Annotated in this window: 20 protein-coding genes; 7 read left to right on the top strand and 13 right to left on the bottom strand. The window is 69.2% G+C overall.

All coding sequences use genetic code 11. The annotated features are described in order from the left end of the window. Window positions 1-8 precede the first annotated feature (8 nt). Window positions 9-1022 (bottom strand): biotin synthase BioB, encoded by a 1014-nt coding sequence (gene bioB / locus ACT86A_RS18325; protein ID WP_445093375.1) that lies wholly within the window; start codon window positions 1020-1022, stop codon window positions 9-11. Window positions 1023-1126: 104 nt separating this feature from the next. Here bioB and ACT86A_RS18320 point away from each other — a divergent pair, with 104 nt between their 5' ends. Continuing rightward, entirely contained in the window at window positions 1127-1711 is a 585-nt protein-coding gene (locus ACT86A_RS18320; RefSeq protein WP_445093374.1) for a TetR/AcrR family transcriptional regulator C-terminal domain-containing protein, read from the top strand. 75 nt (window positions 1712-1786) lie between these two features. Here ACT86A_RS18320 and ACT86A_RS18315 read toward each other — a convergent pair whose 3' ends face one another. The 8 genes from ACT86A_RS18315 to ACT86A_RS18280 form a co-directional block, all read right to left on the bottom strand. Next, window positions 1787-3019, bottom strand: a complete 1233-nt coding sequence (locus ACT86A_RS18315) for an MFS transporter (RefSeq protein WP_445093373.1) — start codon at window positions 3017-3019, stop codon at window positions 1787-1789. Window positions 3020-3104: 85 nt separating this feature from the next. Then, the gene (locus ACT86A_RS18310; protein ID WP_445093372.1) at window positions 3105-4454 is read right to left on the bottom strand and encodes an LLM class flavin-dependent oxidoreductase; all 1350 of its coding nucleotides are present in this window, start codon (window positions 4452-4454) and stop codon (window positions 3105-3107) included. Continuing rightward, on the bottom strand, window positions 4451-5203 hold the full coding sequence (locus ACT86A_RS18305; RefSeq protein ID WP_445093371.1) for an ABC transporter ATP-binding protein: 753 nt from the start codon (window positions 5201-5203) through the stop codon (window positions 4451-4453). The genes ACT86A_RS18310 and ACT86A_RS18305 overlap by 4 nt, the downstream gene beginning before the upstream one ends. Continuing rightward, window positions 5179-6042 (bottom strand): ABC transporter permease, encoded by an 864-nt coding sequence (locus tag ACT86A_RS18300; RefSeq protein ID WP_445093370.1) that lies wholly within the window; start codon window positions 6040-6042, stop codon window positions 5179-5181. The genes ACT86A_RS18305 and ACT86A_RS18300 overlap by 25 nt, the downstream gene beginning before the upstream one ends. Continuing rightward, window positions 6042-7133 carry an ABC transporter substrate-binding protein gene (locus ACT86A_RS18295; protein ID WP_445093369.1) on the bottom strand — a complete coding sequence of 364 codons (1092 nt, stop codon included), beginning with the start codon at window positions 7131-7133 and terminating at the stop codon, window positions 6042-6044. Before ACT86A_RS18295 ends, ACT86A_RS18300 begins: the two co-directional genes overlap by 1 nt. Before the next feature lie 65 nt (window positions 7134-7198). Beyond that, window positions 7199-8359, bottom strand: coding sequence for an alpha/beta fold hydrolase (locus ACT86A_RS18290; protein ID WP_445093368.1), 1161 nt, complete (start codon window positions 8357-8359; stop codon window positions 7199-7201). A 359-nt stretch (window positions 8360-8718) separates the two neighbouring features. Next, window positions 8719-9387, bottom strand: coding sequence for a dethiobiotin synthase (bioD, locus tag ACT86A_RS18285; protein ID WP_445093367.1), 669 nt, complete (start codon window positions 9385-9387; stop codon window positions 8719-8721). Beyond that, window positions 9384-10532: an 8-amino-7-oxononanoate synthase gene (locus ACT86A_RS18280; protein WP_445093366.1), complete on the bottom strand. Its 1149-nt coding sequence runs from the start codon at window positions 10530-10532 to the stop codon at window positions 9384-9386. Before ACT86A_RS18280 ends, bioD begins: the two co-directional genes overlap by 4 nt. Window positions 10533-10658: 126 nt before the next feature. On the opposite strand from ACT86A_RS18280, the gene ACT86A_RS18275 reads away from it, so the two are divergent. Both ACT86A_RS18275 and ACT86A_RS18270 read left to right on the top strand, forming a co-directional pair. Then, window positions 10659-10973, top strand: a complete 315-nt coding sequence (locus ACT86A_RS18275) for a hypothetical protein (protein WP_445093365.1) — start codon at window positions 10659-10661, stop codon at window positions 10971-10973. Continuing rightward, on the top strand, window positions 10970-11215 hold the full coding sequence (locus ACT86A_RS18270; protein ID WP_445093364.1) for a hypothetical protein: 246 nt from the start codon (window positions 10970-10972) through the stop codon (window positions 11213-11215). Before ACT86A_RS18275 ends, ACT86A_RS18270 begins: the two co-directional genes overlap by 4 nt. A gap of 6 nt (window positions 11216-11221) precedes the next feature. Here ACT86A_RS18270 and ACT86A_RS18265 read toward each other — a convergent pair whose 3' ends face one another. Next, entirely contained in the window at window positions 11222-12502 is a 1281-nt protein-coding gene (locus tag ACT86A_RS18265; protein WP_445093363.1) for an adenosylmethionine--8-amino-7-oxononanoate transaminase, read from the bottom strand. Between the two features lie 366 nt (window positions 12503-12868). On the opposite strand from ACT86A_RS18265, the gene glgX reads away from it, so the two are divergent. Both glgX and treY read left to right on the top strand, forming a co-directional pair. Then, window positions 12869-14989: a glycogen debranching protein GlgX gene (gene glgX / locus ACT86A_RS18260; protein WP_445093362.1), complete on the top strand. Its 2121-nt coding sequence runs from the start codon at window positions 12869-12871 to the stop codon at window positions 14987-14989. A 35-nt stretch (window positions 14990-15024) separates the two neighbouring features. After that, window positions 15025-17433 (top strand): malto-oligosyltrehalose synthase, encoded by a 2409-nt coding sequence (treY, locus tag ACT86A_RS18255; protein WP_445093505.1) that lies wholly within the window; start codon window positions 15025-15027, stop codon window positions 17431-17433. On the opposite strand, the gene ACT86A_RS18250 is transcribed toward treY, so the two are convergent. Beyond that, on the bottom strand, window positions 17419-18591 hold the full coding sequence (locus ACT86A_RS18250; protein ID WP_445093361.1) for a T6SS phospholipase effector Tle1-like catalytic domain-containing protein: 1173 nt from the start codon (window positions 18589-18591) through the stop codon (window positions 17419-17421). The genes treY and ACT86A_RS18250 overlap by 15 nt on opposite strands. Window positions 18592-18718: 127 nt before the next feature. Beyond that, window positions 18719-18928: a hypothetical protein gene (locus ACT86A_RS18245; protein WP_445093360.1), complete on the bottom strand. Its 210-nt coding sequence runs from the start codon at window positions 18926-18928 to the stop codon at window positions 18719-18721. Between the two features lie 86 nt (window positions 18929-19014). Here ACT86A_RS18245 and ACT86A_RS18240 point away from each other — a divergent pair, with 86 nt between their 5' ends. Both ACT86A_RS18240 and ilvA read left to right on the top strand, forming a co-directional pair. After that, a complete protein-coding gene (locus tag ACT86A_RS18240; protein ID WP_445093359.1) occupies window positions 19015-19449 on the top strand; it encodes a nitroreductase family deazaflavin-dependent oxidoreductase in 435 nt (144 codons plus the stop codon). A gap of 66 nt (window positions 19450-19515) precedes the next feature. Further along, entirely contained in the window at window positions 19516-20871 is a 1356-nt protein-coding gene (ilvA, locus tag ACT86A_RS18235) for a threonine ammonia-lyase IlvA (RefSeq protein WP_445093358.1), read from the top strand. A 68-nt stretch (window positions 20872-20939) separates the two neighbouring features. Here the strand turns inward: ilvA and ACT86A_RS18230 are convergent, their stop codons facing one another. Beyond that, window positions 20940-22190 carry a serine hydrolase domain-containing protein gene (locus tag ACT86A_RS18230; protein WP_445093357.1) on the bottom strand — a complete coding sequence of 417 codons (1251 nt, stop codon included), beginning with the start codon at window positions 22188-22190 and terminating at the stop codon, window positions 20940-20942. Between the last annotated feature and the right edge of the window lie 56 nt (window positions 22191-22246).

The following is a 22246-nucleotide window of genomic DNA, read 5'->3' as shown; positions in this document are numbered from 1 at the left end:
AGCCGGGGTCAGAGCGTTTCGTTGAGCGCCTTGATCGGCATCTTCAACTCGCCCAGCAGGTCCAGGTCCTGTTCGGCGGGACGGCCGAGGGTGGTCAGGTAGTTGCCGACGATGACGGCGTTGATGCCGCCCAGAATGCCCTTTTTGGCGCCGAGGTCGCCCAGGGTGATCTCGCGGCCACCGGCGAAACGCAGCATGGTACGCGGCAGCGCGAGCCGGAACGCGGCGACAGCGCGCAGCGCGTCGGCGGCGGGCAGCACCTCGAGGTCGCCGAACGGGGTGCCCGGCCTCGGGTTGAGAAAGTTCAGCGGCACCTCGTCGGGCTCGAGCTCGGCGAGGTTCGCGGCGAACTCGGCGCGCTGCTCGAGCGTTTCGCCCATGCCGAGGATGCCGCCGCAGCACACCTCCATGTTCGCTTCGCGAACCATCCGCAGCGTGTCCCAGCGCTCTTCCCAGGTGTGCGTGGTGACCACATTCGGGAAGTAGGAGCGGGAGGTCTCCAGGTTGTGGTTGTAGCGGTGCACGCCCATCGCGGCCAGCTGATCGACCTGCTCCTGGGTGAGCATGCCCAGCGAGCAGGCGACCTGGATGTCGACCTCGTTGCGGATCGCCTCGACACCCGCGGCGACCTGGGCCATCAGACGCTCGTCGGGCCCGCGCACGGCGGCCACGATGCAGAACTCGGTGGCGCCGGTCTTCGCGGTTTGCTTGGCGGCCTCGACGAGGCTGGGGATATCCAGCCACGCGGCCCGCACCGGGGACTGGAACAGGCCCGATTGCGAGCAGAAGTGGCAGTCCTCGGGGCAGCCGCCGGTCTTCAGGCTGATGATTCCCTCGACCTCGACCTCGGGGCCGCACCACTTCATGCGCACCTCGTGGGCCAAGGCGAGCAGCTCCTCCAACTGGTCGTCGGCCAGTCGCAGTACCTCCAGGGTCTGTTCCTGGTTCAGACCTTCGCCGCGCTCCAGCACCTGCGCACGGGCGATCGACAAAATACCGGTGTGTACAGGTGCCTGGGTCACTGCACGAATCCCTTCGTCCGGCCGAGGTGGCCGTGCAACTTGAACGGTGTTCAGGCTAGGGTAGCGGTAGGAGCGAGTCAAAGAACGACCGGGAAGGACTTCGAGTGCAGCTGCACCGGGCAGACGTGGTGGACGGCGCCCTCGCGATTCTGGACCGATACGGTCTCGCCGATCTGACAATGCGCAGATTGGCCGGTTCCCTTCAGGTCCAGCCCGGCGCGCTGTACTGGCACTTTCCCAACAAACAGGCGTTGCTCGGGGCGGTTGCGGACAAGATCCTCGCCCCCATGGAGGACCCGATCGACGCCGACGATTGGTCTGGCCAAGTCGCCGAATTGGCACACCGCCTGCGCGACTGCCTGCTGGCCTATCGCGACGGGGCCGAATTGGTCTCGGCGACATACGCTTCCCGGCTCACCACGAGCAAGGGCCGGGAACGGCTGATGAGCGCGGCGATTCGCGCGGGTATGCCGCGACACGAGGCCGATCTCGCGGCGTTCACCCTGCTCTACTACGTCCTGGGCCAGACGGTGGACGAGCAGTCCAGAATGCAGATGGACTCGATGGGCGCTCTCGACGACGACACCTCGCCGCTGACGGAAACCCCCGATGCCACTGCACGTTTCGACTTCGGCCTGCAACTTTTCGTCGCAGGGGTGCGCCACCTGCTCGGCGCCCGCGCTCGCTGACCGGAGCGGCACCGCGTCGGTCGGTCCACGCACGGTGTCCGCGGACCCATGCCGTCGGGCCGAGACCGCGCAGGTCTATCCGGCCTCGTCGTGGCCCGGCCGCCGCTGCGGCGTATGCCCGATCACACCGGGAAACCAACGGTGCATCGCGTAGGCGCCGCCCGCCGCGGCGAGCGCAAGGGCGAGGGCCGCGGCGCCCAGCGCGGTCACGGCGCTGATCGCGCCGACCGCCACCGGGCCTGCGAACATGCCGATATCGTGGGTGAGCCGCCAGGCGCCCAGGAACTCGGCGCGCTGCGCGTCCGGCGCGACATCCGCGCCGACGGTCATGATCAGCCCGTTGCTCACTCCGTTCGCGAGGCCGAGCAGCACCGCGGCAACGCACAACCCGAGCACCGAGGAGGTGAACGGCAGCACACCGAAACCGGCGGCGAACAGGATCATCGACGGGACGCCGGTGGCACGCCTGCCGTATCGATCCAGCCACACCCCGGATGGATAGGACATCAGTACGTCGACAGCTCCCGCGACACCGAATACCAGGCTGGTGGTCGACGCGCTCACCCCGATATGCGCGGCCCACAGCGGCAAAAGCGCCAGCCGCGCCGCCCGGGCCGCGCCGGTCAGCAGCGCGGCCAGCCCGAGCGTGCCGAGGGTCCTGCGGTGCTCGATCATCACCGCGCCGAGTGAAATCCGCGCGGTGGTCGCACCCGCCGCGTCGGCTGACCGGATAGCCGCCATCGCCACACCGGCGAGCGCAGTGGACGCCAACTGTAACCAGAGCGCGCCGTTCGGCCCGAGCACATGCACCATCGCGGCGCCGAGGAACGGCCCGCAGAAGAAACCGAGCCGCATCGAACCGGCCAGCGTCGACATCGCCCGGCCGAGATCGCCCGCGGGCACCACTGCCACGAGATAGGTCTGCCGGGCCAACCCCCACACCGCGCCCGCCGCACCGTTGAGCACCATGCCCAGCGCGAGCACCGCGACATTCGGCGCGAAAATCGCCGCGAGCACACCGCCCACGCCGAACACCGACCCCACCGCGATGGCGCCGCGTTCGCCGATCACCGCAACGATCCGGCCCGCGGGCAGATCGGTCAGCACCATACCCAGCCCGGACAGCGCGACGACCACACCGGCCAGCCCGGCGGACGCGCCCAAGTCCAGCGCCCGCAGCGCGTACATCGGCGCCGCCGCGCCCGAGCCGATGCCGTACACCACCATGGGCACGAACACCGTCCAGGTCAGCGACCGAAGGCGCAGAGCAGTCGTCGAACCACCCGCCGCGACGGACGCCGCGCTCACCGCCCGACCGCCGATCGACCGGAGCTCTGCCGGCGCATGCGTCGCACAGATCCTGCGGCGGGACAGTCGGTTTCGCCGGTGCCGCTCACCGGGCCAGCACGGGCTGCCGGGCGAATCGGCTGTCGGGGCGGGGCAGGCCGAAGTGGTCGCGCAGAGTGGTGCCGGTGTACTCGGTGCGGAACAGACCGCGCTCCTGCAGGATCGGCACCACCGTCTCGGCGAAGACCTCCAGTCCACCCGGGTAGTACGGCGGCATCACGTTGAACCCGTCGGCGGCGCCGTTGCGGAACCATTCCTCGATGGTGTCGGCGACCTGCTCGGGGGTTCCGGCGAACACCCGGTGACCGCGCGCACCGGCGAGGCGATGCAGCAGGCCGCGTACGGTCGGCCGTTCGCGCTGCACAATGCCCGCCACGACCTGCAAACGGCTCTGTACGTTGTCGGTGACATCGCCCGCGTCGGAGAACAATTCGACCGGAATGGGCTCATCCAGCGGCAGGTGCCGCAGGCTGATCCCGACGATGCCCTCCAGCTGGTTCAGGCCGTACTCCGGGACGGTGAGCTCGTTGAACTCCCGCTCCAGTTTCTTGGCCGCGGCCTCGGTGTCGGCGATGAAGGGACTGATTCCGGGCAGGATCTTGACATGCTCGCGATCGCGCCCGAAACTGTGTGCCCGCGCTTTGATGTCGGCGTAGAACGCCTGCGCGTCGCTGAGCCGCTGATGCGCGGTGAAGATCGCCTCGGCGTACTTGCCCGCGAACGCGCGGCCGTCGTTCGACGAGCCCGCCTGCACCAGCACCGGGTAGCCCTGCGGCGTGCGCGGCGCGTTGAACGGCCCGCGTACCCGCAGATGTTCACCCTCGAAGTCGATCCGGTGGATCTTGTCCGGGTCGGCGTACACGCCGGAGGCCCGATCCAGGACGATGGCGTCGTCTTCCCAGCTGTCCCACAGCGCGAGCACGGCGTCGACGAATTCCCGGGCCCGCGCGTATCGTTCGGCGTGCTCCGGGTGCTTGTCCAGACCGAAGTTGGCCGCGGCGACATCGGTGCCGGTGGTGACGATGTTCCAGCCCGCGCGGCCGCCGGAGATGTGGTCCAGCGTGGAGAACAGCCTGGCCAGGTTATAGGGCTCGTAGTACGTCGTCGACGCGGTGGCGATGAGGCCGAGATGGGTCGTCGCCGTGGCGATCGCGGTGAGCAGGGTGATCGGCTCCAGGCCGGCGGCCGCGTTGTGCTTGACCTCGGTGCGCAGCGCGGGACCGTCGGCGAAGAACACCGCGTCCAGCTTCGCCGCCTCGGCGGTGCGTCCGATCTCCTGGTAGTAACCGACGTCGTGGATCCGCTCGGGGCTGCTCCACGGGTGCCGCCAGGCGGCCTCGTGGTGACCGGAGGGGTAGATGAAGGCGTTGAGGCTGAGTTGGCGTGGTGCGGTCATGAGGCTTTCTTTTCGTCGGTGGGCGTGTCGCGGACGTCGACGCCCAGGCTGGCCAGCAGCAGGGATCGGTGCCGCAGAAACGCGGGATCGCCATGGCGGCGCGGGCGTTCCAGCTCGATGCGCTGATCCACCGCGATGCGCCCGTCATCGAGTACCAGGACGCGGTCGGCCAACAGCACCGCCTCGTCCACGTCGTGGGTGACCAGTAGCACGGCGGGCCGATGTTCGGCGCACAGATCCTGCAGCAGCGCGTGCATCTTGATGCGGGTGAGCGCGTCCAGCGCGCCGAAGGGCTCGTCGGCCAGCAGTAGCCGCGGCTCGCGCACCAGCGACCGCGCCAGCGCGACGCGCTGCTGTTCGCCGCCGGAAAGTTCCTTGGGCCAGGCTTTCTCGCGGCCGGCGAGGCCGACCTCGGCCAGCGCCGACCGTCCGCGCTCGGCCGCGTCGGAACCACTGAGCCCGAGTGTCACGTTGTCCAGTACCCGGGCCCAGGGCAGCAGTCGGGAGTCCTGAAAGACCACCGAGCGTTCGCTGGGCACACTCAGTTCCCCGGAACCCGGCACATCGTAGTCCAGTTCGGCCAGCGCCCGCAGCAACGTGCTCTTGCCGGAACCGCTGCGGCCGAGCAGCGCCACGAACTCGCCGCCCGCGATGTCGATGTCCAGGTCGCGCAGCACGACCCGGTCGCCGAATCCGCGCCGCAGCTGCCGGGCGCGGACGACGTTCAGTCCGCGAGTGTCTGTCGCCATGACAGCGCCTTCCTTTCCGCGGCGCGCACCAGGATGTCGCCGAACAGCCCGAGCAGGCCGTAGATCACCAGGCCGACCACGATGACATCGATCTGGCCGTAGGTGCGGGCCTGCGTCATGAGGTACCCGATTCCGCTGGTCGCGTTGACCTGTTCGACCACGACCAGCGCCAGCCATGAGATGGTGACGGCCAGCCGTAGGCCGGTGCAGAAACCGGGCAGCGATCCCGGCAGCGCGATCCGGCGGATGAAGCCCCATCGCGAGAGGCCGACGGTCTGGGCGAGTTCCACGTACCTGGCGTCGACGCCGCGCAGGTGCGCATGCGTGTTCAGGTAGATCGGGATCGCCACGCTGGTGGTGATCACCACCAGCTTCATCTCCTCGCCGATGCCGAGCCACACGATGAACAGCGGGATCAGCGCGAGCGTCGGAATGGCGCGCTTGATCTGGATGGGCCCGTCCACCAGCGCTTCACCGACCCGGCTCAGCCCGGCCAGCAGCGCGAGCACCAGACCGATCGCGACGCCGAGCCCGAGCCCGATCAGGGCACGGTGCAGGGAGCTGAGCAGGTTGCTCTGCAGCCTGCCGTCGGAGATCAGGTCACCGGCGGTCCGGGCGACCGTCCACGGCGCGGGGAGGGTCTCCGGATCCAAGGCGCCCGATGCCGATCCGGCCACCCACGCGGCGATCAGCAAAGCCGGTCCCAGCGCGATGCCGAACGGGATCGGGCGGCCGGGCCCCAGTCGCGGGCGGGAGATCTTGCGTTTGACGAGCACCCGTTCCGGGCCCGGGCGGGCGAGTCCGATGCGGTGCAGTACTCCGGCGTCCAGGGTCGCCATCATCGTTGCTTCGGTTCGAATGCGGCACCGCTGTCGGCTACCGCCTGCGTGATCGCGGCGTCGAAACGCAGATCGAAACCGTCGGCGGCTTGTACCTTCTTGGGCAGCTCGCCCGCCTTGGCGATGGCGTCGATGGTGGATTGCTGACGGGCGACGAGCTGCTGGTCCAGATGCGGGAAGGTATAGGTGCCCAGCGAGTCCACGATGCGCTTGGCGTCGTCGGCGCTCACCTTCTGGTTCTCCACGTAGTACCGGCGCGCCCACTCCTCCGGGTGCGTGTTGGCCCACTGGTAGCCGCGCACGAACGCGCCGACCAGCGCGCGGGTGGCGGCCGCCTTCGCCGGGTCCTGGACGACGGCGCGGCGGGCATACAGGTAGGCGAGGCCGCCGTAGATGCCCGCGGTCTCGGAGTCGGGGACCAGTGAGGCGCCCGGCGTGCGCAGGAACCGGGTGACGTTCGGTTCGATCAGCGGGGCGACGTCGACCTGACCGGTGCGCACCGCGTCCGGGAACTCGGCCAGCTGCAACCGCACCAACTGCACGTCCGACGTTTTCAGTCCGGCTTTGTCGAGAGCGCGCAGGACGGCTGCCTGCTGGGCGGTGCCTTCGGCGTAGGCGATCTTCTTGCCCTTCAGATCCGCCAGCGTGGACACCGACTTGGCCGGCGCCACCGCGAGTTTCAGCGAGGCGGCGCTGGTCTGGAAGGCCGCGACGATCGGAACGTCCTGCCCGGCTACCAGCGCGTGAATCGGTGGAACGTCGCCGACCTGCGCCACATCGGCGGCGCCCGCGCGGAACGCCTCCAGAATGGCTGGGCCGCCGACGAAGTTGGCGAACTCGACCTTGAACGGAAGTTTGTCGAGTTCACCGGAGATGCGCAGGACCGACTGCAGGCGCTCGGATTGATCGGCGACCACCAAGGTGGTTCCCGCCGGAACTTCGGTGGGCAGTGGACCGTTGGCGGCGGGACCGACCGGCTTGTCGTCCTTCGCGCAGCCGGTGAGCCCGAGAGTCGCAGCGGTCGCCACGGCGAGCAATGCGGCGGTCGTGCGGCCACGGAGGCCGGACCGGAACGTACTTGGTCGGAACATAGGCGAATTGAAGCAAGACGAATCCGGCCTGAGAACGGTTTGTCTCAGCCTGGTTCGAACCCCCGTCAGCGCGGCGCCGCGACCATCGTCCCCCGAACCTGCTGCTGATAGCGCTGGATGAACGGCAATATCTGCTGCTCGATCACCATGTTGTACTCGCGGGGGTGCTGCCTCGGATCGGCGTGCCCGGTGTTTCGCGCGAGCACCACCAGCAGCGTGCCGTCGACGCCGCCGGACCGCTCGATCAGCACCTGATGGGAGTGCTCGACATCCACCACCCGATCGCGAGCCGGATCGCGCGGACGGATGAAAACGATGGCGGGCCGGGGCTTGCCGGGCCGGGGTTCGGCCAGGGCGCGCAGATTGTCGGCGGCGCCACCTGCCACGATGGCGGTGAACTGGGACTCGATCAGTCCATTGCTCGCGGCGTCGCGGGAGATGATCTTCTCCCGCAGCACTTCGCCCAGCACGTTGCCCAGCTCGACGAACCGGATACCGGGCACTCCATTGGCGCGGTCGAGGAAGCGGTCGCGGCGGGCGTAGGTCTCCACGGCCGCGCGCAGCGTGCGGCTTTCCCGGGCGCCGGGCAACCACCCCATCCATCGCAGCATGTCCTCCCCGCGCCCGCGGCTTTCCGGGCGGACCCCGTTCAGGTCCATCGGCGTGCAGTCCAGGATCACCCCGACCAGCCTGCGGTCGCTGTCCCGGTGGACGTGCTCGGCCACCTCCAACGCGATCACGCCGCCCATGCTGTGCCCGACGAGTACGACATTCCGCAGCCCGGACAGTTCCGCGGCACGGACGATCAGGTCGGCGATCACCTTGGTGTCGATACCTTGGTTGTCGTAGCGAATCGCCCACACCATGCCCATCCGGCGCAGCGACGGCAACGCGGCGGCGGTGTCACTGGCGTCCAAGCCGCCCAATCCGACGAGGTCCACCACCACGGTGTCCCAATTGTTCGGGTCCATCGGCGGGGCGACGGGCAGAATGGCCGGGTCGGTGCGCGCCAACCGCGCCTGTTCCGGCACGACGTCGTACTTCCAGTACTGCGCGAAGACCACGAGCCCGGCCAGCAGCAGTGCGGCCACCCGCACCAGCGTCACCCTGGTGCGGCGCAACGTCTTCCACCCATGCCCCAGGCGCGTGTCCCGCAGCCGAGTTCGGCGTCGCGCGTCGTCCCAGTCGGAGACGGTGGACGGGTGCCTCTCGTCCAACGGCGACATCCATCCCACTGTAGGCACGGGCGCGGAAGGCTGCCATTACCCCGGGATCGTCCGCGCGTCCGCGGGTCGGGCTCCGACTCGAGCCACCCACCTATACCCGCTCCGGCACCGGACATCTGGGCTGGTCAGCCCACCTTCTCGACCATTGCGGCAAGCTCGCCGAACGAGATCCGCCGGCCGAATTCGTTGTCCTCGGGCACGATCCCCGCAGCAGCCGGTCGTGCACCGCATCAATATCGGTGCACCGCGTCCACAATGCGTATAGGGATCGCCCGTCACCCGATCACCGTCGGTCCCAGAACCCCTTGCTCGTCGTCAGCACGAACCGGCCGCGAAAGTCCGACTCAGCCGGGCGGCGGTCAGCCGAACGGTGACCAGGTGGGTTCGAACCAGCTCGAGGCGGCGGCCGTGAAGCGTTCGCGGTCCCAGCGGCCCGCGCCCTCGGGTATCGCACCGACCAGGTCGACGCCCGTCACCCGGGGCAGATCGGTTCGGTTGCATTCGGCGGCGAGGTCGGGTTCGCCCGGCCAGGAGCCGATTACCAGACCGGTGCACCGCACGCCCGCCGACTGGAGTGCGCGGGTGGTCAGTTCGGTGTGGTTGAGGGTTCCGAGACCGGCGGCCGTGACCAGCAGGACCGCGGCGCCGAGCTGCTGGGCGAGGTCGAGCAGGGTGAAATCGCCCAGACGCACCAGCAATCCGCCCGCGCCTTCGACGAGGACGAGGTCGGCGTCGGTGAGCGAGTCGACGGCGGCGGCGGTTTCGGCGAGGGTCAGTGGCGGCATTCCGGCCCGGCGGGCGGCCGTGTCGGGCGCCAGCGGGTCCGGGTAGCGGGCGAGTTCCAGCGTCCGGGTGACGCCGGACAGACGTCGGACCTCCGCGAGGTCGCCGGGTGCACCGGCCGCGACACCGGTTTGGCCTGGTTTGCACACCGCCACCGAGTGGCCGTCCACCGCAGCGGCGACGGCAGCCGTGACGACCGTTTTGCCGACGTCGGTGGAGGTTCCGGTGATCAGCAGGATGGTCATGCGGGCACCGCACCCCGGGCCTCGGCCAGCACCTCGCCGAGCACTGTTGCGATGGTGTCGAGTTCGGCCGCGGTCAGGTCTGCCCGAGCCGTCAGGCGCAGGCGCGACGTGCCCTCCGCAACGGTCGGCGGACGGAAACAGCCCACGTCCAGGCCGCGCGCCCGGCACGCCTGAGCCGCGTCGAAGGCCACCTGCGCCGAGCCGAGCACGACCGAAACCACCGCCGAATCGGGGGCGGGCACCCCGGCGATCCCGGCGATGTCCGCGGCGCGGTCGAGCACCCGCGCGGCCAGTTCCGGTTCGCCGCGCAGCAGGCGCAGCGCCGCCCGCGCCGCGCCGACGGCAGCGGGTGCGAGACCGGTATCGAAGATGAACGTGCGCGCGGCATCGATCAGGTGGGCCCGCACCCGCGCACTGGACAGCACTACGCCGCCTTGCGCGGCAAGGGATTTCGACAGTGTCGCGGTGATCACCAGATCCGGCGCCCCGGCCAGCCCGAGTTCGTGGACCAGCCCGCGCCCGCCCGCGCCGCGCACGCCGAGGCCGTGCGCCTCGTCCACGACGAGCACAGCACCGTGTGCCCTGGCCACCCGATGCAGCTCGGCCAGCGGCGCGAGGTCCCCGTCGGCGCTGAACACCGAATCGGTGAGTACCACCGCGCGTTCCTCGGTGCGTTGGGCCAGCAGCCGGTCCACCGCCGCCGCGTCGCAGTGCGGCGCGATCTCCACGCGGGCCCGTGACAGCCGGCAGGCGTCCACCAGCGAGGCGTGGCTGCCCGCGTCGGAGACCACGAGCGAGCCGCGCCCGGCCAGCGCGGTGACCACGCCGAGGTTGGCCGTGTACCCGGAGGAGAACACCAGTCCGGCTTCGGCGCCGACGAATTCGGCCAGCTCGGTTTCCAGCAGCTCGTGCTCGGCGGTGGTGCCGGTGACCAGACGCGATCCGGTCGATCCAGTGCCCCAGCGGCGCACCGCCTCGATCGCACCGTCGACCACCGCCGGATGGCGGACCAGCCCGAGGTAATCGTTGGAGGCCAGATCGATCGAGGGCGTTTGCGGGGCGCGCGGCCGCAGCTCACGGCGCAGCCCTGCGGCCACCCGTGCGGCAGCGCGCTCGTCCAACCAGCTCAACGGATCGGTAGTCACAGCTCCGCAGCATACTTGAACACCGTTCAGGTGAGGTAGGCGCGGTCCCGGGCTGGTACCGTTGTTCCATCGTTGGTGGCGTCACCGGCCTACGGTGACGAAGCTTCACTCCGGAGGAACAGCCGGATGCCGCGGTGGGCGATAGTCGTCGAGGAAACAACCGGCTCGGGCGATCACAAGCGCTGGTCGCCCCGCATTCTCGCGGAAGTGGTCGGCACCCGCGCGCAAGCCCTGGCCAAGCTGGCCTGCGTACTGCCCGCCCACACCCCTGAGCATCCCCGACTGCGTGGTCGCCGTGTCGTCCTGCGTGACGGCGACACCTACCTGCTGATGGTGCGCGGCTGGTCCGACGACTACCACTGCATCTTCCGGGTCTGGGAAGTGTTGTTCGACAGTGATCGTCCGGATATCGCCGCGCGCGACGAATTCACGGACCGTTGAGCGGGCTGCTGCACTTCATCGACGCCGAGCAGATCTGGACGGTTGTCACGGGACGGCTCGATATCGCACCCGACGGCACGGAACGCACCGCGACCGAGGGCGATACGGTTGTCCTTCCGGCAAAAGTGCTGCGCCAGGTGAGTACCGGCGAAGGCTGCACCGCCATCGTCACCGCAGCGGCGGGCGCGCGGGCCGGGACGCCGGACAGCGACGGCACGATCGTCCCGCCCTGGATCGCTTGACGGCGATCACCGCCCGGACTGCGCGGCGACCGCCGCCCGCATCCCCGCGGTGATCGTCGCTACGTCGTCCGGCGTGCTGATGAACGGCGGCATCGTGTACACCAAGTTCCGGAACGGGCGCAGCCACACCCCGGCATCGACGGCGGCGTCGGTCGCGGCGCGCATGTCCACCGGACGATCCAGCTCGAGCACACCGATAGCGCCGAGCACCCGCGCATCCACCACGCCCGGCACGCCGCGCATCGGAGCGAGCCCCGCCTCCAGCTCGGCCTCGATCCGCGCGACCTCGCCGCGCCAGTCACGCGAGCGCAACAACTCGATCGACGCGACCGCGACCGCGCAGGCCAGTGGGTTGCCCATGAACGTCGGACCGTGCATGAGACCGCCATGCGCCGCGCTGATCGTCTCGGCGATCCGCGTGGTGCACAGCGCAGCCGCCAGCGTGAGATAGCCACCGGTCAGGGCCTTCCCGACGCACATCACGTCCGGGCTGACGCCCGCTCGATCCGCGGCGAAAAGCGTTCCGGTGCGCCCGAATCCGGTCGCGATCTCGTCGAAGACCAGCAGCACGTCGTGCTCGTCGCACAGCCTGCGCAGTTCCGCGAGATAGCCGGGGTGATGCCAGCGCATCCCGCCCGCACCTTGGACGATGGGCTCCACGATGACCGCCGCCAGCTCGTCGGCGTGCGCGCCGAGCATTCGTTCCAGCTCCGCGACATATTCGGGCCGGTAGTCGCGCGGCGGCACGGGCGCGAAGAGCTGATCCGCCAGGATGTCGGTCCACAGCGAGTGCATGCCACCCTCGGGGTCGCACACGCTCATCGGGGTGAACGTATCGCCGTGATAGCCGCCGCGCCAGGTGAGCAAGCGCCGTTTGCGCGGCTTGTCCAGCGAACGCCAGTACTGCAGGCACATCTTGACGGCGACCTCCACCGACACCGAGCCGGAGTCGCACAGGAACACCTTGTCCAGACCCGCGGGCGCGGACTCGACCAGCAACTCGGCCAGCCGGGCCGCCGGCTCATGGGTGAGCCCACCGAACATCACGTGACTCATCCGCCGCGACTGGGCGAGCAGCGCGGCGTCGAGCACCGGATGCTGGTAGCCGTGGATGGCGGCCCACCAGGAACTCATGCCGTCGACCAGCTCCCGCCCGTCGGCCAGGGTCAGCCGGGTGCCCGCGGCGCTCACCACCACCAGCGGCTCGGTCGTCGCGGGGAAACCGCCGTAGGGATGCCAGACATGCTCGGCGTCGAGGGCGGTGATCTCGCCAGGGGTCAGTGCCACAGGAATCCTCGCGTCCGCGCCCCGGCCCACCCAGGGCGGCTTGAACGTCGTTCAAGTTAGCACTCGAACTGGGCGCGCCCTGAGCGAGTCCGACACAGCGGGTGGTATCCGGACGACGACCGATGCGAGCGCGCCTGGATCGCGGATTCCGACGGCTGCCCGGTCGGCAGTGTCTTCTGCGCTGCATGACGGCCAGGATGGCTGCCTCGGGGGCATCTGGCCGAGCTGCGACGGACCGGATCCCGCGGCCGCAGGCGCCCGGCCCTATCGGCGTGACCGGCTGGAAAACAGCTCCGACCTCCCCTGACGAACCCGGGCAGAACCACCCGCACCGGCAAAAGCCCGGCTGCCGCTACTGTCGTTGCCATGGCTCAGCCCGACCCAGCGCCCGGCGACGCGACACCCCTGGGTGTCTGGCCCGGCACCGCGTATCCACTCGGGGCCACCTACGACGGCGCGGGGACCAACTTCTCAGTTTTCTCCGAGGTTGCCGACCAGGTCGAACTCTGCCTCATCGCCGGCGACGACACCGAAACCCGGATCGCGCTGGACGAGGTCGACGGGTACGTCTGGCATGCCTACCTCCCCGCGATCGAGCCGGGCCAACGCTATGGATACCGGGTGCACGGCCCCTTCGACCCTGATCGCGGGTTGCGCTGCGATCCGAGCAAACTGCTGCTCGATCCGTACGGCAAGGCCTTCGACGGCAACTTCGGCAATCATCCGTCGCTCGATACCTATGGGCTGGACTCCCTCGGCCACACCATGACCGGCGTGGTGATCAACCCGTACTTCGACTGGGGCGCCGACCGCGCACCGAACCGGCCCTATCACGAGACGGTGATCTACGAGGCGCACGTCAAAGGTATGACGATGACGCACCCCGAGGTGCCCGAAGAACTGCGCGGCACCTACTCCGGCATCGCCCACCCCGCGGTGATCGACCATCTGAAGGGGTTGGGCGTCACCGCGATCGAACTGATGCCGGTGCACCAGTTCCTCCACGACCGGGTGCTGCTGGACCAGGGCCTGCGCAACTACTGGGGTTACAACAGCTTCGGCTACCTGGCGCCGCACAACGAGTACGCCGCGATAGACCGCGCCGGTTCGGCGGTCACCGAGTTCAAGGCGATGGTGCGGGCGCTGCACGCCGACGACATCGAGGTAATCCTCGACGTGGTCTACAACCACACCGCCGAGGGCGACCACCGCGGCCCGACCATAGGCTTCCGGGGCATCGACAACGCCGCCTACTACCGCCTGGTCGACGACGACCTGTCGCGCTATATGGACTACACGGGTACCGGAAACAGCCTCAACGTGCGTCACCCGCACACCTTGCAGCTGATCATGGACTCGCTGCGCTACTGGATCCTGGACATGCACGTCGACGGATTCCGTTTCGACCTGGCCGCGACGCTGGCACGGGAACTGCACGACGTGGACCGGCTCTCGACGTTCTTCGATCTGGTGCAGCAGGACCCGGTGGTGAGCCAGGTCAAGCTCATCGCGGAGCCGTGGGACGTGGGTGAGGGCGGCTACCAGGTCGGCAACTTTCCCGGCCTCTGGACGGAGTGGAACGGCAAATACCGCGACACCGTGCGCGACTACTGGCGCGGCCAGCCCGCGACGCTGGGCGAGTTCGCGGCCCGGCTCACCGGCTCCTCCGACCTGTACGAGGCCACCGGGCGCAGACCGAGCGCGAGCATCAACTTCGTCACCGCGCACGACGGATTCACCTTGCGGGACCTGGTGTCCTACAACGAGAAACACAACCAGGCCAACGGCGAGGACAATCGCGACGGCGAGAACTGGAACCGGTCGTGGAACTGCGGCGTCGAAGGCCCGACCGACGATCCGGAGATCCGCGCGCTGCGCGAGCGCCAGAGCCGCAATTTGCTCGCGACGCTGGTGCTCAGCCAGGGTGTACCCATGCTCGCGCACGGCGACGAGATGGGCCGCACCCAGCACGGCAACAACAACGTGTACTGCCAGGATTCGCCGCTGGCGTGGATGGACTGGTCACTGCGGGACACGAATGCCGACCTGCTCGCGTTCACCCGCACCGTGATCGCCTTGCGCACCGAGCATCCGGTCTTCCGGCGCAGGCGGTTCCTCGCCGGTGGGTCACTCCGGTCGAACGGCGACGCCCGCGACATCGCGTGGCTCACCCCATCGGGCGAGGAGATGACCGCCGCGGATTGGGACAGCGGATTCGGCAAATCGCTGGCGGTCTATCTCAACGGTGCCGGCATTCCCGAGCCTGGCCCGCGTGGCGAGCGGATCACCGACGACTCATTCCTGCTCTGCTTCAACGCCCACGACCAGGCCATCGACTTCGCGCTGCCCGTCACCGACGGCGGCGCGGAATGGTCTGTGGCGCTGGACTGTTCGACGCCGACCGGCCTGGCCGATGCCGGCCACAGCGGCGGCGCCACCATCCCCGTCGAAGCTCGCTGTCTGCTCGTCCTGCGCCAGGCCGCCTGACCCGAATGCCGATGAACGCACCCGATTCCACCAAGATGCACGTGACCGACCCGGTATCCCTGCGCCGCAGGTCCGCCCCCCGGACAACGATCCGCAGCACCTACCGGCTCCAGCTGCGACCGGACGCGGTGACTTTCGCCGAAGCCCGCACTATCGCGGAATACCTTCAGCAGCTGGGCATTTCGCATCTTTACCTGTCGCCGATCCTGACCGCGACGCGCGGTTCCACGCACGGCTACGACGTCACCGATCCGACCACTGTGTCCGCGGCCCTCGGCGGGCCGGCCGGCCTGAAGGCGCTCGCCGACGAAGTGCGCGGCCGCGGCATGGGCCTGATCGTGGATTTGGTGCCCAACCACGTCGGGGTCGCCGACCCACGGCAGAACGCCTGGTGGTGGGACGTGCTGCGGAACGGCCAGGAGTCCCGGTTCGCGCACTACTTCGACATCGACTGGAGCCCGGGCAACGGCGCGGGCGGGCGGCTGGCGCTGCCGGTGCTGCACAGCGAGAACGATCCGGCCGCGTTGACCGTCGACCGATCCGGTTGCGAACCCATGCTCGCGTTGCGCGACCTGCGTTTCCCGATCGCGCCGGGTACCGACGGCGACAACGCGCTGCGCATCCACGACAAGCAGCGCTACCGTCTGGTGAGCTGGAAGGCCGGGCTGTGCGGCTACCGCAGGTTCTTCGCGGTCAGCAGCCTCGCGGCGCTGCGTCAGGAGAACACCGAGGTCTTCGACATCACCCACCGCGAACTCGCCGCCTGGTGCGAGCACGATTTGATCGACGGCGTGCGGGTCGACCATCCGGATGGCTTGTCCGACCCCACCGGCTACCTCACCCGGCTGCGCAGACTGATCGGCCCGCACCGGCTGCTGCTGGTGGAGAAGATCCTGGCCAACCGGGAACCGCTGGACGAGACGCTGCCGGTGGACGGCACCACCGGTTACGAGGCGCTGGCCGACTTCGGCGGCGTGCTGGTCGACCCCCGGGGCGAACCGGCGCTCACCGAGCTCTCCCGTCGCGTCGCCGGTCACGGCAGCGATCGCGCATGGGTCGGCGAGACCGAGCACCGGATCAAACGCGCGGTCGCGGAAAGCATTCTGGCGCCGGAGATCCGGCGGCTGGTCGCCGCGATCAAAAAGGACGCGAACGCCGAGAGCTTCGACACCATGGCGCTGACCAACGCCACCATCGAGGTGCTGGCGTTCATGCCGGTGTACCGGGCCGACTACGCACCGCTGGCCGGGATGGTCGGCGCGGTGATCGCCGAAGTGGAGAAACGCAACACCGAGCTCACCGCGCCGCTGGCGGTGCTGGTCGCGGCGTTGGCCGCCAACTCGGACGCGGCGGTGCGCTTCAGCCAGGTATGCGGGGCGGTGACCGCCAAGGCGGTCGAGGACACCATGTTCTACCAGGCCGGGCGGCTGGTCTCCTTGCAGGAAGTGGGCGGCAACCCGGCCCGATTCGGCCACTCGCTCAACGAGTTCCACCTGTCCAACAGCGCCCGCGCGCTGCGCTGGCCCGCGACCATGACGACGCTGTCGACGCACGACACCAAACGCGGGGAGGATGTGCGCGCGCGCATCGGCGTGCTGTCCCAGGCCGCGCAGACCTGGGCGCGCAGCGTCGAATCCTGGCTGGAGACCACACCGGCCCCGGATGGCGCGACCGCGTTGTTCCTGCTGCAGAACATGTTCGGCGTGTGGCCCGCGGACGGTCGGCCCGCCGCGTCGGTGCCGGGCCTGCGCGAACGCCTGCACGCGTTCGCGGAGAAGGCGGTCCGGGAGGCGAACAGCAAGACGTCCTGGGAGGAGCCGGACACCGAATTCGAGGCCGCCGTGCACGCCTGGATCGACGCGGTGATCGACGGGCCGGTCGGCTCCGAGCTCGGTGACCTGGTGCACGAACTGGCGCCGCATGCCTGGTCGGACTCGTTGGCGCAGAAGCTGCTGCAGTTGTGCGGCCCGGGCATCCCGGACGTCTACCAGGGCTGCGAGCTGTGGGAGGACTCGCTCGTCGACCCGGACAACCGCCGTCCGGTGGATTTCGCCGCCCGCGCGGGCATGTTGCAATCACTCACCGGCACACCGGCTTTGGACACCACCGGGGCGGCGAAGCTGTGGATCGTCGCCTACGCGTTGTGGCTGCGCCGGGAACGTCCCGACTGTTTCGTCGGCGGCAGCTATCGGCCGCTGTTCGCCACCGGAGACCACGCGAGCAAGGTGGTGTCCTACGCGCGCGGTCGTGTGGCCGAAGCACCGGGGGTGATCGTCGCCACCACCCGCCACAGCGTGAACCTGGCTGAAAGCGGCTGGGGCGATACATTTCTCGACCTGCCCTCGGGTACCTGGACCGACCGGCTGACCGGCCACACCTTCCAGGGCCGGGCCAGGCTGGAGAAAGTGTTCGCCCGGCTGCCGGTCGCGCTACTGGTCCGCTGACCGCGGCGGCCCGGCGGTCACCGCGTCGACCTGCTCGACAAGCTCCGCCGGAAACTCGCCGCCGAGTTCCTCTCGCCACCGGCGCAGGTTCGCGGGACGGTAGTCCGGAGCATCCTGGATGCTCGACGCCAACCGGACCCCCTGGTCGGTCGGACCGGACATCCGGCGCCAGGAATCCCAATGGAAACGGCGGCTGCGCGGGCGGCGGAGCGTACGAACCACGTTCAGGACGCGGTAGCCCACGCCGAGGGAGTCGTGTAGCCGCATGTGGTCCGCGCCCGCGGCGCCGCAGCGTTGCGCCAGCGCCGCCAGCCGCTCCCGGTCGAAAGCCAGACCGACCGACTCCGCCTCCCGGATCATCCACCGCAACGTGACATCCGACAAGCCGCATTCGGCGTACCCGCCGCCGATATCGCTGTGCACGCCCGGGAACCACACCTGCTCGACCCGCTGGAATCCGCGACGGTACTTCACGGTCGGTTCGACCGGCACCGTCCAGAGCGACGGTTCGAAGTTGCGCCGTCGCTCATCGATGGCCAGAGCTTGGCGGGCGCAGAACACCTCACGTGAGAGCTTGACGTCGTGGAACCGGTGCCGCAACGAGGTGAGCCCCGGCACCCCCAATGCACCAACCGTGTCGAACACACCGAGAAAGTCGATCTTGGCCCTGCGGGAGTACTTCCGGCGGAACTCCTTCCACTGCACGGGCTCCGGCGGATCCGGGTTCTGCGGGGTCTTCGCGGGCGGCCGCTGCCGATAGATCCGCAACCCCTCCGGGTACTTGCCGTCGATCATCGCTTCCGGGGTCAGCATGCCGATCCGGCTGATCAGCCCGGCCAGACTGCGGGCGGTGAAGGCGCCGCGGCTGAAGCCGAAGATGTAGATCTCGTCGCCCTCTTCCCAGTTCAGAGCCAGATGCCAGTATGCGGACGAGAGGTTCGCCTCGAGCCCCAGTCCGAAGGCCCCGCCCAGTACGCGATCGGAGAGGAAGCCGCGGGCGCCCGGGCCGGACACATAGGTGACCCACTGCTGGATCGTCTCCCCCGCAGGCCCCGGCGCGTCGAACCGGATCGTCTGCGCGATCTTGATGATGTTCGATACCGTGCTGCTCGACTCGGCCTTCCAGGTGCCGTCGCAGCAAACAACGAGGCGCTTCATGACCTCATCCTGCCGTGCACAACCTGCCCATGGCCCGCGTATTCGAGTACTCGAATTCCGCTGGGGTGAATCGCTTTTCGCGCACCGGCAGGTCGACAAATCTCCGCCACCCCGGCATAGCGGACAGCTATCGCTGCGCAGCCGCCAGCCCGCCGAGCCACCGCACCGCGCCGACCCCCGCCGCGGTCAGCACCGCGACCTGCGGTGATCCAGTGATCAGCGCAAGCAGAAGGAAGGTCACCAGCCCGATCACCACCGCGTCGAACTTGTGCACCGGCCAGGCACTACCGGCGATGTCGATCGTCGCGCCGCGGGTCGGAGGGTGCACCACTGCCATCCCCACAGGGTAGTCGGAAATCAATGTTCGGGCGAGCGAACTTTTGCCCCGGGAACACTGCTGATACGTGCCGTGTTGCCCCAGACATGCCATTGACAGGTGAATACGAACCGAGCACCTCCGACTGGGCCCGCACCCAAGCCGAGAGCTACGAGAACTCCGGCGGCACCGAGGCCACGCAGATCCAGGGCAAGCCCGTGGTTCTGCTGACCAGCAAGGGCGCCAAGACCGGCAAGCTACGCAAGACCCCACTGATGCGGGTGGAGCACAACGGCGAATACGCGGTGGTCGCCTCGCTCGGCGGGGCACCGAAGCACCCGGTCTGGTACCACAACATCAAGGCCGAACCGCACGTCGAACTGCGCGACGGCACGGTGAACAAGGACTACACCGCGCGCGAGGTCTTCGGGGACGAGAAAGCGCTGTGGTGGGAGCGCGCGGTCGCGGCGTGGCCGGATTACGCGAACTATCAGACCAAGACCGACCGCCAGATCCCGCTCTTCGTCCTCACTCCCCGGTAGGCCGGGCGACCACGGCACTGCCACCCGCCGCACCGTGCCGCCGCGGCAGGTGGCAGCATATTTCGGGTGTCCAATCCGCTCGAGGTCCTCGACGCACTGTCCGCCACTCGTCCCGCGCTCACCGCGGACGAGATCGATGCTGCCGCCGAGCGAATTGCCGACGTCATCGATCCGACCCCATTACAGCGCAGTGAGCGGCTGTCGAAGCTGACCGGGGCGAACGTCTACCTCAAGCGCGAAGATCTCGGCGCGGTCCGCTCCTACAAACTGCGTGGCGCCTACAACCTCGTCATCCAGTTGTCCGAGGACGAGCGCGCCGCGGGCGTGGTCACGGCCAGCGCGGGCAACCATGCGCAGGGCGTCGCGTTCGCGTGCCGGACGATGGAGATCAAAGGCCGCATCTACGTGCCGACCACGACGCCGAAGCAAAAGCGCGATCGCATCCGGGTGCACGGCGGTGAGTTCGTCGAGCTGATCGCCATCGGCGAGACCTACGACGCGGCCGCCGCGGCCGCCACCGACGATGTGGCGCGCACCGGCGCGACCATGGTGCCGCCCTTCGACGACACGCGCACAGCGGCAGGTCAGGGCACCATCGCCGCGGAGATCCTGAACCAGCTCGGCACCTCGCCCGACCTGGTGATCGTGCCGGTGGGCGGCGGCGGCTGCCTCGCCGGTATCGGCACCTACCTGCGCGGCAGGTCCCCGCGCACCGGCATCCTCGGCGTGGAGCCCGCGGGCGCGGCGTCGATGACCGCGGCCCTGGTAGCGGGCGCACCGGTGACGCTGCCGGAGATCGATCCGTTCGTGGACGGCGCCGCGGTGCGGCGGGTCGGCGCGGTGCCGTTCGCCGCGGTGTCCGGCTTCGGCGGGCGGGTGGTCTCGCATGCCTCGCTTCCGCTGCTGACCACCACCGAATCCCCCAGGGGTGCAGGCGCTTTCCAGATGATGCAGGTCGATGAGGGCGCGATCTGCACGACCATGCTCGACATGTACCAGAACGAGGGCATCATCGCCGAACCCGCGGGCGCGCTCGCCGTGACGGCACTGGCCGAGATCACCGTGGAGCCGGGGTCTACGGTGATCTGCCTGGTATCCGGCGGCAACAATGACGTCTCCCGCTACGGCGAGATCATCGAACGCTCGCTCGTGCACCGCGGCCTCAAGCACTACTTCCTGGTGGACTTCCCCCAGGAGCCAGGCGCGCTGCGCCGCTTCCTCAACGAGGTGCTCGGACCCGACGACGACATCACGATGTTCGAGTACGTCAAACGCAACAACCGCGAGACGGGCGCGGCGCTGGTCGGCATCGAACTGGGCGCGCGAGACGGCCTCGGTCCGCTGCTGGAACGGATGCGGCAGTCCCCGATCCAGTGCGAGCGCCTCGAGCCGGACACGCCTGCCTACCGCTACCTGACCTGAGCCGGCCGGGCCGGTTCAGGCACGGCGGTTGCGCTGCGCGGCGATCGGGGCGATCCGGCTCGCCGAGATCAGGCCGCCTTCGGCGTCTCCGTCTCCGGCACCCGACGGCGGGTCGCACGTAGGCAGTTCAGCATGGGCGGCAGCAGCCAGAAGGCGGCCGACTGGTCGTAGTGCAGCTGCGCGGCCGAGAGCCGGTTGTGCACGAACCCGACCGACAGACCCAGCCGCGGCTCGGCCCAGCCGAACGAGCCACCGAGACCGACATGCCCGAACCCGGCGTGCGCGCCGGGCATCGGCAGCGAGTGGTAGCCGAGGCGCCACAGCATCGGCGTGTAGAACAGCGCGCGGTCGGGTTGGTAGGTCTCGATGCGGCGCAGCGCCTTCATGGTGTGGCCGCCGAGGTACCTGCGGCCGGCCAGAACACCGTCGTTGGCGAGCGCGCTGTACATCGTGGCCAGGGCGCGCGCGGTGCACACGCCGTTGCCCGCGCCCAGCTCGGTGTCCAGGATCGGCGGATTCCTGCCCTCCAGAATCGCTTCCAGGCCGGGCAGGAACAGGCAGCGTGTGGCGGCGCCGAGCGCACCCGGAATCCGATGGCTGCGGCCGAGAACCGCCGCGCCGAGCGGCTTTCCGGCCATGCTCAGCTGGGTGCCCGCCAGCGGCGCGTAGCTGATCGCCGCGTCCGCGGGCGGCCTGCCCAAGTGCAAACCGTCGTCGATGCCGAGCGGCTCGGCGACCTCGGTACGGATCAGCTCCGCCAGGCTGGTGCCGGTGATGGCGCGGGTCAGGCCCGCGACCAACCAACCGAAGGTCAGCGCGTGGTAGGTGGGAACGCCGAGCAGACGGTCCGGCTTCGCCGCGGCCAGACGCTGCTCCATGAGCCGATGATCCAGCACGTCGGCCAGGCCGGTGGCGATCGGAGCCAACGCGGACAGCCCCGCTCGGTGCGTCATCAGCTGGCGGACGGTGATCTTGTGTTTGCCGTTGGCCCGGAACTCCGGCCAGTACTCGGCGACCGGAGCGGAGTAATCGAGCAACCCTCGGTCGGCGAGACGGTGCACGACCGTGGCGGAGATCGCTTTGGTGGCGGAGAAGATGATCGTGCCGGTGTCCCTGCTCCACGGGGCGTCGCCACCGGAGCCGATCCAGACGTCGATCAGCGGCTCACCGTACCGCTGCAGTGTGAACGCCGCGCCCGCACCTGCGCGGTTGCCGAACGCGCGCGCGAACGCGCGCACGAATGGCGCGAATTCGGCGGCAGCGCTGCCACCCATGCCCAGGGGAAGAACCGCGAGGTCCCCGGGAGCGACGTTGCTCATTCCTCCACGGTAATAGCGTGGAACACGCGGGCAAAGTTTCGTTTCGGACAGTTGCG

This window comes from Nocardia glycosmidis, from assembly GCF_052545115.1.
Note: the sequence above shows the minus strand (reverse complement) of the source record. Positions and strands in the feature narration are given on the sequence as shown.